This is a genomic window from Paenibacillus sp. B2(2019), from assembly GCF_008370385.1.
In the GTDB taxonomy this organism is placed as follows: Bacteria; Bacillota; Bacilli; order Paenibacillales; family Paenibacillaceae; genus Paenibacillus_AQ.
On the sequence record NZ_VTZR01000012.1, the window covers coordinates 237,968 to 253,440 of the forward strand.

The following is a 15,473-nucleotide window of genomic DNA, read 5'->3' on the forward strand; positions in this document are numbered from 1 at the left end:
CGAGCATTCATTAAATGGAGGTACATATGAAATTCAAAATGGATTCACCAAAAATATCAGATCCAGACGCTCTACTCCCTGAGCAAATATACTCGCTGCAAACCAAAGATGAATTCAGTCGTTGCAGCATAAGCGATACAGTTATTGATAATCAAGAGGCGAATAAAGTCAGCTTTGATCAAGTGGTTTTTAAAAATGTTACGATTATCGAGTCGTCCTTAACTGGGATTGAACTGATGGATGTAATTTTTGAGCGATGCGATCTATCCAATGTGGATTTTACGAATGCAATTGTTCATCGAACCGAATTCAGGAACTGCAAACTCATCGGTACGGATTTCACAAGAGGCAGATTCCAGAATGTTCGCGTGGTAGATTGTATCGGGGATTTCGCAACCTTTCGAATGGCTAATCTGAAGCAGGTTGCTTTTGAGAATAGTTCATTGATGAGCTCTGATTACTACCAATCGAATTTCCAGAAAGTCAGCTTTAGCGAATGTAATATTGATCAAGCCACATTGTCAGGATCAAAGCTTAACGGGATCGATCTTAGTGACTGCGAGTTTAGTGGCTTGATCGTGGATATACAAGATTTGGAGGGATGTATCATTTCGCCTCAGCAAGCTATTTCCTTTGTTGGATTGATGGGTCTGGTTATAAAATAACGTGCTGTTCGACTTACTGGACTTCCAGCGCTAGCAGCTTCAGCTTACCCGAACATTTGCCGCAGCGGTAGCGCTTTGGGTCTACTTTTCGCTTACGCGGATACTCCATAGCACATGCTGTACAGATCAGCTTGTACCGGTAAGGTAGTGACTTCCGAGCTTTCGCACCCGGCAATGTCTGACAGTAGCGACTCCCGCCGACTTGTGCCAGCAGTCTTTTGAAATCAGTGTCACGATGCATATACCCTCGCTTCGCCAAATGCAGATGATAATGGCAGAGCTCGTGTTTTATAATCTTCTCCGTCTCTTCTCTGCCGAACATAGCAAGCTGATGGGGATTAATCTCTATATTATGGCTCTTGGTAAAATATCGACCGCCTGTTGAAGATAATCGGCTGTTAAAGCTTGCCTTGTGCCTAAAGGGTACGCCAAAGCTGTCCCGTGATACCTGCTCAATCCACAGCTGCAGCTCTTCGTTGCTCATCGTTTCCATAGCGTTCTATCACAAGTCCTTTCCACGGGAATTAAGATCTCTACTTGAATTGTAACTTGTGCATAGGCTAAACTGTCAAGAAGGAAGACAAGTACGGAGGGAGAATGACCAATGCCGAAAATGCGGTATGTAATTTTGCAGCAACATCAAGAATTGCAATTCGTGGAAATGCCCGAGGAATATGCGTACCAGCTAAGTGCGCTCAATTTACGTCTAAACAAAGAAATCGACAAGCTGACAGCCGATAATGTACCGGATCTGCCCTTAGCCATTGCTGAGTGTGATTCATTGGATCTGCTACGCGAAGATTACTCCCTGGAGTCCGGTCTGGATTATATCAATAGATTGGAACAGGCCTTTGCCTCTGTTCAGGAGCAAAAGAACTATCCACTCATCTCCCTGCTGACCGAGATTCGGGCGCTGCAGGCGCAATTAGAGCAGTGGTACGAAGAGGAAGCAGAAAGCATTCTGTAAATCGTCACCTTTAGGCTCATTTCTCCATATGCTAACTTACGTAAGCAGTTAGAGGAGTGATACCCTTGCCACAGTGGCTCTGCCATCAACTGATGAAAGCCTATTACAAAAAAGACCGCCGTCAGATCAAGCTGCTGAACGAGTGCTGGTTCTTTTATCGTAATTCTGCGGAATCACCGGATTCCATCCAGAGAAATTTATAGGATTCGTTCAATTCAAAAATCCATCCCGCTACTTACAGGGGATGGATTTTTGTATAGGATTCGTTGGAATCCGAATTAGAACATAGGGAATACATATCTGACCAAGAAGAAAAGTGCTCCGAAAAAAATAATAATATAAGCAGCATATTTAATAAAGGTAGATGCGACAACACTGGAATCCGATTTCCGTTGCACCTCTGTATGCTCCACTTCAACGCTTCTATCTTTATAGCCCGGTTCCATCATCAATCTCTCCTTTCGAATATAGGCTGGTAGATAGTCTCCATTAACCCGGGGCTTTCAGAGTTGAAACAAAATTCCAAATCGGACCAGTTATTTTCCGGCATCATGAAACTGCTTTATTTCTTTTATGATTCCAAGCACATCGCCTTGTGAATTCGAGCTCCCTGATGGTTAGGCTCCAAGTGCAACGCTTCTTCAAATCGTTCTTTCGCTTCTGCCATTTTCCCTAAGCCTAATAAACCTAAACCCATCATGAACAAGCAATGAATTTGATTGCGTCTATTCAGATCATCCTCAAATACGAGGAAATCAGGTAAGGATACGGCAAAATAATCAATCTTCACCTCATCAAAGAGATGTCTTTCTGCGAAATCGATCAGCTTATTAAAACGCCGGTTCGCTTCCTTCGGATGATTCAGCTGTACCCATGCTAAGCCCTGATAGAAGATCATTTCTGGCGGCTGATCGTTGTAGTACATCGCGCTGGCTGGTTCTTTCAAGCCTTGAGACGCAATCGCCCAGTGTCGTGCAGCTTCTTGCATATTGCCTAATCCCTTATAAGCCACACCAAGCTCGTAATACACATTATTCTCTTGCGCACCATCGAGCTTACCCTCACCTAAATTCTCTGGATAATGAAGCGCACGTGTTAATAATGAGATAGCCTCTTCATATTGGCCTACCTGATTCGCCTGCTTACTCAGTTCAACAAGCGCCAAAACATATTGCCCCGTAGCTTTCCCTTCGCCACCTTCCCATGGATGGAATTGGCGACGTAATAGAACTGACAAAGCCTCTTCATGCTTGCTAAGCAAATTCAGTAGGGTCACATATTCAAGGTATAGATCATCCCGCTTCTCCACCAGCTCCATATGCTGCTGCAGTCTTGCCATCCGCTCCTGAGCAGAAACACCCATCTTCTTATACAATTGGTCCAGCTCGTAAAATACTCTCGCATCATTCGTATTGCACTGGAAAGCATGTTCAAGTGACTGCAAGGAAGCCTCAGCATCATTACGCTTATTGTAATAAGCAAGCGCAAGGTTACGATGAACCGTCGGGAAACGATCATCAAGTGCGACGGATTGCTCCCAATGGCGAATGGCATCGTCGGTACGTTTTTTATCATAGAATAGATTTCCTAGATAATAATGAGCCTTACTATCTAGCGGATTGCAGGCAATCGCGCTTTCTAATACCTGCAGCTCAAACAAGCTGTTCGGGAAGCAATAATCAGAAGATGCTGCTTGAGCAAGCTGAAGCTGCGCTGTCGCATCTTCCTCACGGCCCATTTTCTCATGTACATAAGCCAATGTGTAATGCACCATCGGATAATTGGGTTCATTCGATGTCCTACGAATTTGCTCTAACACCTGTGCAGCTTCCGCGAACAATCCACTACCTGCATAATCGGAAGCTAGATTTAAATAGTTATGCACATCGTTTCGCATGAACCGTGCAAGCTTCATCTGAGCCTCAGCTGCTTCCTCTTGTCGCCCGAGCAATGTAAGCGCAAGCACTCTCTCATACGCTGCCCCGAAGTCCGCGATATCTAGTTTCAATGTCTCCTCTGCGAATGTAATCGCCTCAGAGTAACGTCCAAGCTTGCGTAATAGTGCTGTTTTTACATGTCTTGATTTATAGTTTCTTGTGTTACGTGCCAAAGCTCTAGTTGCGAGCTCCAACGCTTCTTCATACGCCCCACGTTCACAAGCAATTTGGCTCAATGCATAGTATCCACTGTCTTGAAATGCTGCAGACCATACCGCCTTGTAGAAGGCAGCAAATGCTTCTTCCTTGCGATCCTGCAGTCTGAGAACTACACCAAGCTGATAGTACGCTTCACTATCATATGGATTCGGATTGCGCCAAGTCAGCGATCGTATAGCCGTACGGAAATGATTTTCCGCTTGCTTGAACAATCCTCGACGAAGCAGCAGCGTCCCATAAGCCACATTAAGCCGAATATCGGATGCATCTCTTCTTAAGCCTTCTTCATAATAATGCTCTGGCTCGAACGTGGCATGACGGTATTGCTCCAAGTGAACTCCAGCCAAATACAACTGCTCTGTGCTTTTTAATTCTTCCGGTAGTGGAAGTGGCTTGGCTGCATCTGGAACCTGTTCAATGCTAGGCTTCGCTGGACGATAAGATATGAGGCTGTTTCCGTTCACATCAAACACCGTTAGGATTAAGTGATGCGGCTGATCCACTTTATCTAACGTAATGACAGATTTATAGGTTAATTCTGGAGAGAGCGTAACGGTATCCTTCACGTACGTTCTATGCTGACCTCTAAGTTCAATAACCGCTCCCTCGAATACCGAAGTTCCATAGGCCATCACAGTGGCAGTCTGTAAAGTCTCATCCACCTCAAGATTAACGGCGGCATCAATAGAAGCATTTTTCACAACACCGATGTTCTTATATGGCATGAAATATTGTGTGAATGACTTCTCTTCATACGGCTGGAGCCAAGTGAAATCCGGTTGATTATCCGTAAATACCCCTGTCATTAATTCAATATAGGGTCCGTCCTCATCGGTTAAATTACGGTCCCACGCTTGACCAAATTCGCCGTTCCCCCAAGTCCACTGCTTTTTACCCGGAGATACATGGTGATTCGCTACGTGAAGCAGACCCGCTTCAACCCCATGATCATAGCCACCCACGAAATTATAATCGGATTTGTACGCCATGTATGACGTAGGAACAGGAATATTTTTATAGCGCGAAATATCTACACCTTCGGAATAGTCCATCTTGTAATACGTTCCTGTTGCAATAGGGAATCTGGACACATCACGCTTACCATGGTCGAATACGGCTGTGACATCCGGTGGAAACACCGATTGCGTATGGTCATTGACTGCAACCGCAGGGTTTGCCCACCATAAGAAGGTTTGTGGCTCCGAAGTTCTGTTATATAGCTGTGCTGTAACTTCGAGATAGGCTTTTCCAGGATGCAGCGTGAAGCCCGTTGTGACCTTCGTTCCATACATCCGGTCAATTTCACTCACCCATACGGTTGCACTGCCATCTTCATTCTCCGTAATTACATGCTCCACAGGGCCAAACGTGTTCGGACGATGATGCTGCGGCCAGTTAAATTCAATTCCACCTGAAATCCATGGTCCTGTCAGACCAACAAGCGCAGGTTTAATCACGCGATTATAATAAACAAAATCATAATTGTTCGTCTTATCCAGAGCACGATAGATACGGCCGCCAATTTCAGGCATGATCTCGATGCGTACATATTCATTTTCGAGCATTACCATCTGATACGATTTCATTTCTTTCTCATCCATAATTTTATCAACCACAGGATGTGGATATACTCGCCCCGAGCTGCCTTGATAGACTCGCTTCTCGAGGAACATTGGATTTTTATCGGGTTCACCTGTTTCATAGGTAGGAATTTCAACCATTTCCTCCCATATGCGGACGCTGTTCGTTAAGATTGTAGAAGGCTCTTTCATACTCATTTCGTTCTCTCCTCCTTCGTGATATAGCTCTAATTTATCGTTGTATGCGCTTTTAAACAATTGACGATAATCTGTAACTGATGGACAATATTCTTATCCTAAAAATAATATTCTCCTTATGAATAGGTTGTTATTTCAAATAAATAAATTATGTTCTTAAAAAGGAGGGTTATCATGACAGATATCTCATTAAAGCCGGATGGCTTCGATGAGCAGAAACTTTTTGTGCTGCCCGATTTCATGATGAATGAATTACATGAGAATTCGTTAACAAATTCCTTCTATGTAAGTGACATTGGCTGCTTCCCAAGAGCGAAGTTTCATTATCGAGAGCGTCCACAAGGATGTGACTCCCATATCCTTATGTATTGCGTAGAGGGTGAAGGGTGGATGGAGCGTCATCACAATAAGCTGATCCAAATAAAAGAACGGCAATTAGCTGTCATTCCTGCCGGAACACCCCATCGATATGGTGCTTCAGATGTGAATCCCTGGACGATCTACTGGATGCATCTAAAAGGAACGCATGCCGCTGCGTTGATTCAAACTTATGCCATGGACGTAGAGCCGCTAACCTTTACACTGAACCTTCATACCCAATGGATCGAAGATTTCGAGCGATGTTATGCCCTGTTATCGGATAAGCCTTATGCCATGCGTAATCATATCTATGTGTCTCAGTGCATTCGTCATCTGATCAGCCACGTGGGATTGAGTACCATGAACTCTGAGCAAGATAAAAAGAACGAACGTTATCTTGAGCAAGCCATTCGCTACATGACGGATCGAATCAACAGTTCCATTTCACTCCCGGATGTAGCGAAGCATATGGGGTTATCGAAGCAGCATCTAATTTATCTATTTAATCAAGAAACCGGGGTTCCCCCGATTGAATTCTATCTGCGCCTCAAAATGCAGCGTGCCAGTCAACTGCTAGCATTAACCGATTTACATATTAAAGAAATCTCTAGTGCTATCGGGATGCAGGACCCCTACTACTTTTCTAGATTGTTCAAAAAAATAATGGGATGCTCGCCGACTCAATATCGAAGCACCCCAAAAGGTTAAAATAAAGAAAAGCCACACGACCGCTGCACCAGGTAAACCAGTATAGTGGAGTGTGGCTTATATTTTTATTGTAGAGGTTCTAATTAAAACTACGGTTGGAAACCCAGGAGCCTTGCAGTTTACGAAGCATAATAATTTGTCCGGTGTGGTATGAATCATGCAGGATAAGACTCATTACCTCTTCCCCTGGGGCATGACCCGAACCACCCCAATCATATGCGCCTTCTTCCAACGCCTCAATGATTTCTCTAAGAGCAGCGTGCACGTCCTTCAGGTCTGCAACGGCCTTCGCCCATGCTTCTTCCCCTTCCGTTGTTACAGTAAAGGTATCATCGTTGCTTTCAGCATCAGGTTGTTTGGGCAACCCTTTTAACTTTCGCAGCAAACGCACCTTATAATATGTTAGATGGTTAACCGTCTCCCAGATGGAATTGACTGTACTTCCCTCTGGCTTCCAAAGTGCCTGTTTACTGTCCACACCTTCCAGTGCATCACTTAACGGCGGGGCCCAATCCTCGATATCCATGCAATAATCCCAATTTTGCAGCAGAACCTCACTGATTTTATTTTGCATGTTCAACCTCCTAATACTAACTGAATTATGTAACTACTTAAACCATCATATAGTGGTTACATTAGAAATGTAGCATATTTCCAGCGTTCAATCAAGTAACTAGCTAATCATAATTTTAACTGTTACAATCGTTGTAATCGAGAGTTGTGCGGAAAGGATGAACAGGACGTGTTGTGGGAGGATTTCATTAATAGTTACTGGCGGGATTGGCGAACAGGAGATAAGAATAAGGATCGGGATGAACTCGAAGATCCGGAGTGGATTGCGAAATGGCTGAAGAAGCATGCTCTGCTAGAAACACAGCTGCCGAATACGATAGAACTGGAACAGCTAATGAAGCTTCGATCCCTACTATGGGACTGGGTACAGGCTATTGTACAAGGAAACTCGATGAATGGAGAAATGCTGAAGCAGCTCAATATCTATATGGACAAGGGTCCTGTTACGCGGCGAATGGTATGGAAAAGTGCCGAGCAAGCGGAGATTTCATTATTGCCACTACATAGCGGTTGGGAGCAGGTGATGGCGGAGATAGCGGCGTCTTTTGCGGAGGCTATGCTTGAAAAAGAACCCTCAAGATTCCGTATCTGCGAGAATCCCGATTGCCTCTGGGTCTATTACGACGATACACGCAACCGCTCTAAGCGGTACTGCGATGACAAGGCTTGTGGCAACCTCATGAAGGTGCGGCGGTTCCGGGCGCGGAAGAAGGCTGAAAAGGGTTCGGAGTGACTATCAAAGGAACTCTTGCGGATGACGAATTTCGATCAACATTTATCCCCCCCAAACTTTTCAACACTCCTAATACGTCTTGCTAGTAAGTGCGCTAATAACACACTTATTACAACGAAATGGAGCGTGAACAAACAATGAAAAAGAGCCCTTTTAACGTATTGAAGTTTGGTGTAGTCGGATTAACGGTTGTGGGAATAAGCGCTGGCATGTTACCAATGAATGGCACTGCTTTTGCTGATGCAGTGAACACGACTAAGCCTGCCATCAATGCCCCGATTTCAGCTGTACCGATTTCCACCATCAATACCACTGGAATCCAAATCAAAGAAGTAATTCTCACATCTTCAACGGAGCTTCTGAATACAAATATTAAAGTGCCACAGATCCTAGGTATGTTGGATACGAAGGCTCAGGAAGAGATCAACAGTGTCATTCTCTCTAATGCGCAGAAAGACCTTGCTCTTTGGGAAAAGGATGCAACTGAAGCAGCTGCAGACGCTAAAAAGGCTGGTTTTGAGTATCGCCCATATGAGCTAAATATTATTTATGACTTAAAGGAAAATAAAACGGATAACCCTTCTGGAATGATATCACTTGTCGTTACTTCTCAAGGTGAAACTGGTGGAACGGGTATGCCTCGTGTAGATACATATAATGTATTTAATACGAAACAAGCTCAGCGGATTGCCTTGTCAGATTTCTTTGGAAACGACTTTAAGGAAAAGTTGAATGCCGGTATCCTTGCGAAGATCAATGAGGAACCTGAGAACTACTTTATTGAGGATTTCAAAGGAATCGACGAAGAACAAGGTTTTTATATTGAAAATGGTGAGGTTGTCATCCTCTTCCCTAAATATAGTATTGCTCCAGGCGCCATGGGAACTCCTGAATTTCGTTTCAGTACCCATATTACGAACAACCCGAAGCTCGATTTAAGTACAATAGCTACATTTAAGAATGCTAATGGGGTTTCAATGGTGTCATTACGAGATGTGGCGAATCGTTTAGGATATGAAATCAAGTGGGATCAAACGTCGCGCTCAGCTGAGTTGAAGAAAGGTGCACAGTGGACCAATGTTACCTTAGGTAAAGATTCTTACTTTTTTGCCAAAATGGCACCTGTCACTTTAGGTACTGCTCCTATCCTAAAGAACGATACGATATACGTTCCGGTTAAAATGGTTACCGATATTTTACGTGTGGAAATTAAGAACGGCTAATTGGGCTAATGGCATTCCAGAATGATTTTTTGTTCTAGAATGCCTTTTTAAATTCATAGGCACTTGTGTACCGATTTCTGATCCATTCATGGTCACTCCTTTATTTACCAAGAGAAGTTAAGAACTTTTTTAAGTTAGTCATACGTCTTGCTGACATAAGACAACTCATGACGAAGGAATGAACTACCATGAAAGAAATCAAGGTTACACCACCGACTAACTCTTTAGAACCTGACAATTCCACGACTAGAAGGCGTTATATGCCGGGAATAGATGGACTTCGCGCACTCTCTGTGATTGCAGTTATCGCGTATCATCTCGACCTCAATTGGGCTCCAGGAGGACTTATAGGGGTCGGAATATTCTTCGTTCTGTCTGGATATCTGATCACGGATCAAATCATCCAAAGGTGGAAGCAAGACCGACGGTTCGACCTTAAAGATTTCTGGATCAGACGAGCGCGACGGCTATTGCCTGCTATGTTTGTCATGCTTTTTGTCACTGCTATGTGGCTTCTGGTGTTCGATCGTTCACGATTAGCAGCATTACAAGGGGACTTTATATCTTCAACGTTATACTTCAATAACTGGTGGCTTATTTTTCACGATGTATCTTATTTCGAGAGCTTTGGACCACCTTCTCCTATAGGTCATTTGTGGTCGCTCGCTATTGAGGAACAGTTCTACTTCATTTGGCCATTGGTTATTATTGTAGGGTTACGCCTTGCACCTCAGCGAGGTAAACTCATTGTGATGTGTCTAACAGGGGCATTCCTCTCGGCACTTGCTATGGCGCTAATCTATCAACCTGGAGTTGACCCAAGCCGAGTCTATTATGGTACTGATACCCGAGCTTTTGCTCTACTGATTGGAGCCGCTCTCGCTCTAGCATGGCCGAGTCAAAATTTGACCGATAAGATTTCACGCAGATCTCGCTATATCCTTGACTTCAGTGGTGCAATCGGATTAATCACCCTCATTCTTATGATTTGGCGGACGAATGAGTACGGACAATTTCTTTATTATGGCGGCTTGGTTCTAGTGTCGATCCTTTCTGCAATTGTAATAGCTGTACTCGCACATCCTGCGAGCCGACTAGCTAAAATCATGGGTTGCAAGCCCTTGCGTTGGATTGGCGTACGTTCCTATAGTATTTACATATGGCATTATCCAGTCATCATTCTAACTAATCCTACAGTAGATACAGGTGGGTTCGATGGTTTCCGTGTTCTTTTTCAGCTGGGAGTTAGCCTCCTATTAGCCTCACTATCGTGGAAATATATCGAAGAACCTATTCGTCAAGGTTTATTAGGAAGATGGTGTACGAAATTAAGTATTCGTCTGCAATTCAAGATTCGACCCTTATTCATCTTTATTGCAGTCCCGTTAATCATATTGTCCATATCCTGCAGTAGCAACTTGGATACCAAGATATCCGCAGATCCGAATACAGGCACTATTACTAATCCCGATAAGAATGAACATAATGTCACACTAGTGCCCCCTCAAAATGTACCAACACCTGTGCCTGTACCAGTACCAGTAGATCCACCGAAGAAGCCAGAACCTCAGACTCAGGTAGAAGAAGCAGGTAAAGGTGTTACTGCGATAGGTGATTCCGTAATCCTCGATGCTGCTCCTTATCTACAAGAACTTCTGCCAGGCATTGTTATCGATGGTAAGGTAGGCAGGCAGATGTCACAGGCACAAGAAGTGGTCGATAAACTTAGGACGAAGGGGAAACTTGGCACTCGAGTGATCATTAATCTAGGTACGAACGGAGCTTTTAACTCCAATCAATTGCGGAAATTACTTATTTCACTTGAAGATGTTCAGCAAGTCGTACTAGTAAACACACGTGTACCGAAAAAATGGCAAAATACTGTGAATACTTTGCTTAAGAAAGTGGCTTTAGAATTCCCCAACGCTATGGTTGTAGACTGGCATTCCTCAAGCGAAGGAAAGGACTCTTACTTCTATGAGGATGGCGTTCATCTAAAACGAGAAGGTGCCAAATCCTATGCAGCACTTGTAGCTAAAGCCATACAAAAGGAGAATCAATGAGAATAGTAATCTAACAAACTAAAGCTACGCAATATAAAAAGAGAAGGGTTTTACGAATATGCTTAAGAGGAATAAAGAGAAATTACTCACTCTTTGTATTACAGATAACAAGGAGAACATATACCGTCTAGCTTACAGCTATGTGAAGAACAAAGAGGATGCATTAGATGTTGTTCAGGATTCGATTTATAAAGCTCTCTCCTCTATAGGGTTGCTAAAAAAACCAGAATCCGTAAAGAGTTGGTTGTTTAGAATCGTAGTAACTACCTCACTAGATTTTCTGAGGAAACATAAAAGAGTTCAACCGGTAGATGATGAAGCACTCGACTTTTTTATCCCTGGTGCGGTAGACGTGTATCCAGATATTGATTTAGAAAGATCGCTGGATGATCTCCCCCTTAAGTATCGAAATGTCATCGTCCTTAGATATATCGAAGATTTAAAGATCGAAGAAGTTGCGGAAGTATTAAATGAAAACGTCAATACAGTAAAGACTAGACTATATCAAGCACTCCAGTTATTAAGAGTCAACATGCAGGAAGAATCCTCAAAGGAGATCAATTAGAATGGATAACCAAATCAAAAAAATTATAGAAGATTATAACAAACTCCCTATTCCTGAGGAATTAGATTTCGTTGTAAGTAAAGCATTAAAGAAAAGGAAGATAAGGAGAATACGTTACCAGTGGATATCTGGAGTTTGTGCGGCAGCCCTATTTTTCGTGATTGGGATTAATGTCAATGTTAACATTGCCAATGCCTTCTCCGCTATACCTGGTGTAGACAGTATTGTTAAAGTGCTAACTTTTAGAGAATACAAAGTGGATGAGCAGACCTATAATGCAGACATAAAGGTCCCCATCATTACTAACCTAGAGAATAAAGAGCTGGAATCGACCCTGAATGAAAAATATCTCGAAGAAAACAAAAAACTATATGATGAGTTTCAAACAGAGATGGAGTCTTTAAAGCAATCCGGAGAGGGTCATTTAGGGGTAGATACAGGCTTTGAGGTTAAAACGGACAATGCTGAGCTATTTGCTATTAGCAGATACGTGGTAAATACCGTAGGTTCATCGTCAACAACAATGCAGCACGATACGATAGACAAGAAGAATCAAATCCTGCTAAGTCTGCCTATGTTATTTAAGGATGATCGATATATCAGTATCATAAGTGAAAATATTAAAGAACAGATGCGCTCCCAAATGAAAGCAGATAAAGATATGTTCTACTGGATTTCAACAGATGAACCCAATGAAGACCTTTTTTATCAATTTGAAAATATAGCTAAAGATCAAGATTTCTATATCAACGATAAGTACCAGCTGGTTATTTCCTTTAACAAATATGATGTGGCTCCTGGCTACATGGGCGTTAGAGAATTCATCATTCCAACAGATGTTATTGCAGATGTTCTGGTCAGCCGTACGTACATTAAATAAATCATTATGAGACTCATAAGGGGTATGCGTTTTGTATCCCTTATGAGTCTTTTTTTGCGTGAAAAGTCATTAATCAATCCCTATGCCTCTAATGTCTTGCCATCCTATTTTTATTTCTTCTAATAATTCATCCCCTATCTTAACTTCTATACTTGAGATAGACTCTCCCCCAACGCTGTGGTAGAAATGAATCGCCGGATTGCCCACCAGCACCCAAGTCATGAACGAGCTATAATTTTTCTTCAATAAATTCTGTGCTACACTTCTTATGAGCTGCTTCCCTAGACCTTTTCTTTGGTGTTCCTTAAGCAAATAAAGTGCATAAAGCTCCGCATCGTAGAGATCCGGCTCTCTTCGCGCCCCTCCATTTGCAAAGCCAATGATCATCCCAGACTCATCTTCAGCAACATACATTACCTCGTCTTTATTGGGATTTTCAAAATTCTGAATCCAACGCTTCCTTCTAGCTTCTACTGTGAAATTATCAAGAAACTCGTCTGATATTAGTCCTTTATACGTGGTTTTCCAACTCGTAGCGTGGACGAAAGCGATCCCGTCTATATCACTAGCTGTTGCTTCTCTGATCTTCAATTCATTTCCCCCCTGTACTAATTCTAATCAAGTATCCCTGACTATCCCATTATATCCACCAGCCTATATTCTGGAAATAAGAAGAACCAGATAGCATCCTTTTGAGACGTCTTCCGGTTCTCTCCTTCTATCTCACTTATCCCTGCAACGCCTTCCGCACGCTTAATATATATTTCGCCTGATCTAATGGATTCACGCCCCGGCGGGTGCGCTCAGCGGATACGTCTGGAGGACATTCTTCATAGCCGGCAAAAAAAGAAGTGAACGTGCTACGCCCCTTCGTGTAGGAGCTTAAAGTAACCGGATAATCGAGCGACGTTGCCAGTGGCAGACGGCCTTCGATGATCATCCGCTCGCCTTGCAGCACAGGTGGCTCGAAGGTGCCGCGCATCTGAACCAGGTCGTTCATCACTCGGCCGCCATTCTCCTCAGGGACAACGATGCGAACCTGAAGAATCGGCTCCAGTAGTTTAGTGCCTACCCGCGCGAGTCCATCCATAATCCCCATAGGAGTCGCTACGGCAAAATCCAGCGGATGGGTATGCCATACGTGATGCTGTCCCTCGATTAAGGTCACTTTAAGATCGGTAACCTCCCAGCCGTACAAGCCCTGTTGCAAGGCTTCTGGTACACGGCGTGCGGTCTCGCTCTGATATTGCGGCAGCAGATCGGAACTCCGCACTACCGAATCATAAACTAAACCACTGCCAGGAGGTCCGGGCTCAATCTGAAACCGCAGAATCGCCCAGCACGGCTTCGGCATCGTATAAGCGATAAAGCCTTCCCCAGCAGAGGCTGGCGTTTCTTTATAGATAACAGAAGGCTGACCGAAGGTAACCTTCAGCGCATACCGCTCCTCCAGAACACTGTTCAGAATCTCCAGCTGAATAGGTCCCATTACTTTGATATGCAGCTCTCGCTCATCCTGCAGCCACTGCGCATCCAAGAGCGGATCTTCATCCGCCAGCTCCTGCAATGCTCCGATAACCTTATGGTCATCCATGTCGGTTCCCCAGAATACGCGCACCGTTAGCAGCGGTACAGCCAGCTTCGCTTCCTCCGGAATCGCCTCCGGATGGCCGAGTACATCTCCGATCCGTACCCCTGAAAGACCATAGATTACAGCGATATCCCCCGCTTCAAGCGATCCGACATCCTCAGTACGACCACCCTCGACCTTGCGGATCTGGGTCACTTTTCCCTGAATATCCTGCGTGTAGTTCATTACCGTATCGCGGTTACGGATCGTTCCTTCATAAAGGCGGACAAACGCCATTCGCCCCATGCTTTTATCACGCTGAATATTGTAGACAATGCCGGACACCGGCCCCTCAACATTGCCACCAGCTCGCGGAAAATACTCAACCATCGCGTCCAGCAATGCAGTAATGCCAAGCCCCTTGGCGGCAACACCATAAACCATTGGGAAAAAGCGTCCTGAAGCGGAAGCTGTCTTCATATATTTTTTCCAAGCTGCAAGATCAATCGAACTACCTGAGATATACGTCTCTAGCAGGTCTTCATCCCGCTCAGCCAATGCCTCTAATAATTCTGTCTGTGCAGCTGGATCAGTATCACTTCCCCATAAATCAATAGCTTCTATGTACTCCTGCTCTTTGCCTATCGGTTGCTGAACAGGAATGATATCACTAGATAAATAATTTCTCGCTTGGGCCAGCACAACCTCAGGGTCTGCACCTACACGATCCATTTTGTTCATAAAAATAAGCGTCGGTATTCCCAGCTTCCTCAGCGCGTTCCAGATCATCTCACTTTGAGCCTGCACACCTTCTACCGCCGACAAAATTAGCACCGCACAATCCATCACTCGCAAAGACCGTTCAACCTCTGACAGAAAATCGACGTGTCCTGGTGTATCAACGAGGTTGATCTGCACACCTTTCCATTGAAAAGAAGCTAATGCCGCCCGAACGGATATTCCTCGTTGCCGCTCCACATCCATAGAATCCGTCAATGCTGTCCCACTGTCTACACTGCCGAGCGCTCGAATGCGACCGCTTTCATACAAAATATTCTCTGTTGTTGTTGTCTTGCCGGCATCCACATGGGCAAATATCCCCACATTAATCCGTTCTGCTCCCTGCTGCTGAATCATCTATAGTACCCCTATCATGAGCTAGATTGATCTAAATTTATATTGTACACATCCTTATGTCTCATAGTAATACATCCCTCCTTGTTGTTCCACCC

Annotated in this window: 15 protein-coding genes; 9 read left to right on the top strand and 6 right to left on the bottom strand. The window is 44.0% G+C overall.

Annotated features, from left to right (window positions below):
- Positions 1 to 26: 26 nt before the first annotated feature.
- The gene (locus PAENI_RS10655) at positions 27 to 665 is read left to right on the top strand and encodes a pentapeptide repeat-containing protein (protein ID WP_149645209.1); all 639 of its coding nucleotides are present in this window, start codon (positions 27 to 29) and stop codon (positions 663 to 665) included.
- Between the two features lie 13 nt (positions 666 to 678).
- On the opposite strand, the gene PAENI_RS10660 is transcribed toward PAENI_RS10655, so the two are convergent.
- Positions 679 to 1,149: a SprT family protein gene (locus PAENI_RS10660; RefSeq protein ID WP_081382729.1), complete on the bottom strand. Its 471-nt coding sequence runs from the start codon at positions 1,147 to 1,149 to the stop codon at positions 679 to 681.
- 120 nt (positions 1,150 to 1,269) lie between these two features.
- On the opposite strand from PAENI_RS10660, the gene PAENI_RS10665 reads away from it, so the two are divergent.
- The gene (locus tag PAENI_RS10665; RefSeq protein WP_042124766.1) at positions 1,270 to 1,632 is read left to right on the top strand and encodes a hypothetical protein; all 363 of its coding nucleotides are present in this window, start codon (positions 1,270 to 1,272) and stop codon (positions 1,630 to 1,632) included.
- Between the two features lie 65 nt (positions 1,633 to 1,697).
- Positions 1,698 to 1,835 (top strand): cortex morphogenetic protein CmpA, encoded by a 138-nt coding sequence (gene cmpA, locus PAENI_RS10670; protein ID WP_094874036.1) that lies wholly within the window; start codon positions 1,698 to 1,700, stop codon positions 1,833 to 1,835.
- Positions 1,836 to 1,910: 75 nt separating this feature from the next.
- On the opposite strand, the gene PAENI_RS31810 is transcribed toward cmpA, so the two are convergent.
- Positions 1,911 to 2,078, bottom strand: coding sequence for a hypothetical protein (locus tag PAENI_RS31810; protein WP_223178934.1), 168 nt, complete (start codon positions 2,076 to 2,078; stop codon positions 1,911 to 1,913).
- A 125-nt stretch (positions 2,079 to 2,203) separates the two neighbouring features.
- Entirely contained in the window at positions 2,204 to 5,566 is a 3,363-nt protein-coding gene (locus PAENI_RS10675) for a tetratricopeptide repeat protein (RefSeq protein ID WP_149645210.1), read from the bottom strand.
- 174 nt (positions 5,567 to 5,740) lie between these two features.
- On the opposite strand from PAENI_RS10675, the gene PAENI_RS10680 reads away from it, so the two are divergent.
- A complete protein-coding gene (locus PAENI_RS10680; RefSeq protein WP_149645211.1) occupies positions 5,741 to 6,634 on the top strand; it encodes an AraC family transcriptional regulator in 894 nt (297 codons plus the stop codon).
- Between the two features lie 79 nt (positions 6,635 to 6,713).
- Here the strand turns inward: PAENI_RS10680 and PAENI_RS10685 are convergent, their stop codons facing one another.
- On the bottom strand, positions 6,714 to 7,208 hold the full coding sequence (locus PAENI_RS10685) for a DinB family protein (RefSeq protein WP_188114522.1): 495 nt from the start codon (positions 7,206 to 7,208) through the stop codon (positions 6,714 to 6,716).
- Between the two features lie 168 nt (positions 7,209 to 7,376).
- Here PAENI_RS10685 and PAENI_RS10690 point away from each other — a divergent pair, with 168 nt between their 5' ends.
- From PAENI_RS10690 to rsiV, 5 genes are all read left to right on the top strand, one after another.
- Entirely contained in the window at positions 7,377 to 7,940 is a 564-nt protein-coding gene (locus tag PAENI_RS10690) for a CGNR zinc finger domain-containing protein (protein ID WP_149645213.1), read from the top strand.
- 137 nt (positions 7,941 to 8,077) lie between these two features.
- Positions 8,078 to 9,163, top strand: a complete 1,086-nt coding sequence (locus PAENI_RS10695; RefSeq protein WP_188114523.1) for a stalk domain-containing protein — start codon at positions 8,078 to 8,080, stop codon at positions 9,161 to 9,163.
- A gap of 188 nt (positions 9,164 to 9,351) precedes the next feature.
- Entirely contained in the window at positions 9,352 to 11,226 is a 1,875-nt protein-coding gene (locus PAENI_RS10700; protein WP_149645215.1) for an acyltransferase family protein, read from the top strand.
- A 58-nt stretch (positions 11,227 to 11,284) separates the two neighbouring features.
- Entirely contained in the window at positions 11,285 to 11,791 is a 507-nt protein-coding gene (sigV, locus tag PAENI_RS10705) for an RNA polymerase sigma factor SigV (protein ID WP_076298375.1), read from the top strand.
- Position 11,792: 1 nt separating this feature from the next.
- Positions 11,793 to 12,671 (top strand): anti-sigma-V factor RsiV, encoded by an 879-nt coding sequence (gene rsiV / locus PAENI_RS10710; RefSeq protein WP_076298376.1) that lies wholly within the window; start codon positions 11,793 to 11,795, stop codon positions 12,669 to 12,671.
- Positions 12,672 to 12,740: 69 nt separating this feature from the next.
- Here the strand turns inward: rsiV and PAENI_RS10715 are convergent, their stop codons facing one another.
- On the bottom strand, positions 12,741 to 13,262 hold the full coding sequence (locus tag PAENI_RS10715) for a GNAT family N-acetyltransferase (RefSeq protein WP_149645216.1): 522 nt from the start codon (positions 13,260 to 13,262) through the stop codon (positions 12,741 to 12,743).
- Positions 13,263 to 13,398: 136 nt separating this feature from the next.
- Positions 13,399 to 15,378, bottom strand: coding sequence for a GTP-binding protein (locus tag PAENI_RS10720; protein WP_149645217.1), 1,980 nt, complete (start codon positions 15,376 to 15,378; stop codon positions 13,399 to 13,401).
- Positions 15,379 to 15,473 lie beyond the last annotated feature (95 nt).

Bases quoted from the DNA above. Each gene is read 5' to 3' on its own strand.
- PAENI_RS10675 (WP_149645210.1), bottom strand. From the start codon at position 5,566: ATGAGTATGAAAGAGCCTTCTACAATCTTAACGAACAGCGTCCGCATA.
- rsiV (WP_076298376.1), top strand. From the start codon at position 11,793: ATGGATAACCAAATCAAAAAAATTATAGAAGATTATAACAAACTCCCT.
- PAENI_RS31810 (WP_223178934.1), bottom strand. From the start codon at position 2,078: ATGGAACCGGGCTATAAAGATAGAAGCGTTGAAGTGGAGCATACAGAG.
- sigV (WP_076298375.1), top strand. From the start codon at position 11,285: ATGCTTAAGAGGAATAAAGAGAAATTACTCACTCTTTGTATTACAGAT.
- PAENI_RS10665 (WP_042124766.1), top strand. From the start codon at position 1,270: ATGCCGAAAATGCGGTATGTAATTTTGCAGCAACATCAAGAATTGCAA.
- PAENI_RS10700 (WP_149645215.1), top strand. From the start codon at position 9,352: ATGAAAGAAATCAAGGTTACACCACCGACTAACTCTTTAGAACCTGAC.
- PAENI_RS10680 (WP_149645211.1), top strand. From the start codon at position 5,741: ATGACAGATATCTCATTAAAGCCGGATGGCTTCGATGAGCAGAAACTT.
- PAENI_RS10695 (WP_188114523.1), top strand. From the start codon at position 8,078: ATGAAAAAGAGCCCTTTTAACGTATTGAAGTTTGGTGTAGTCGGATTA.
- PAENI_RS10720 (WP_149645217.1), bottom strand. From the start codon at position 15,378: ATGATTCAGCAGCAGGGAGCAGAACGGATTAATGTGGGGATATTTGCC.
- PAENI_RS10660 (WP_081382729.1), bottom strand. From the start codon at position 1,149: ATGAGCAACGAAGAGCTGCAGCTGTGGATTGAGCAGGTATCACGGGAC.
- PAENI_RS10685 (WP_188114522.1), bottom strand. From the start codon at position 7,208: ATGCAAAATAAAATCAGTGAGGTTCTGCTGCAAAATTGGGATTATTGC.
- PAENI_RS10655 (WP_149645209.1), top strand. From the start codon at position 27: ATGAAATTCAAAATGGATTCACCAAAAATATCAGATCCAGACGCTCTA.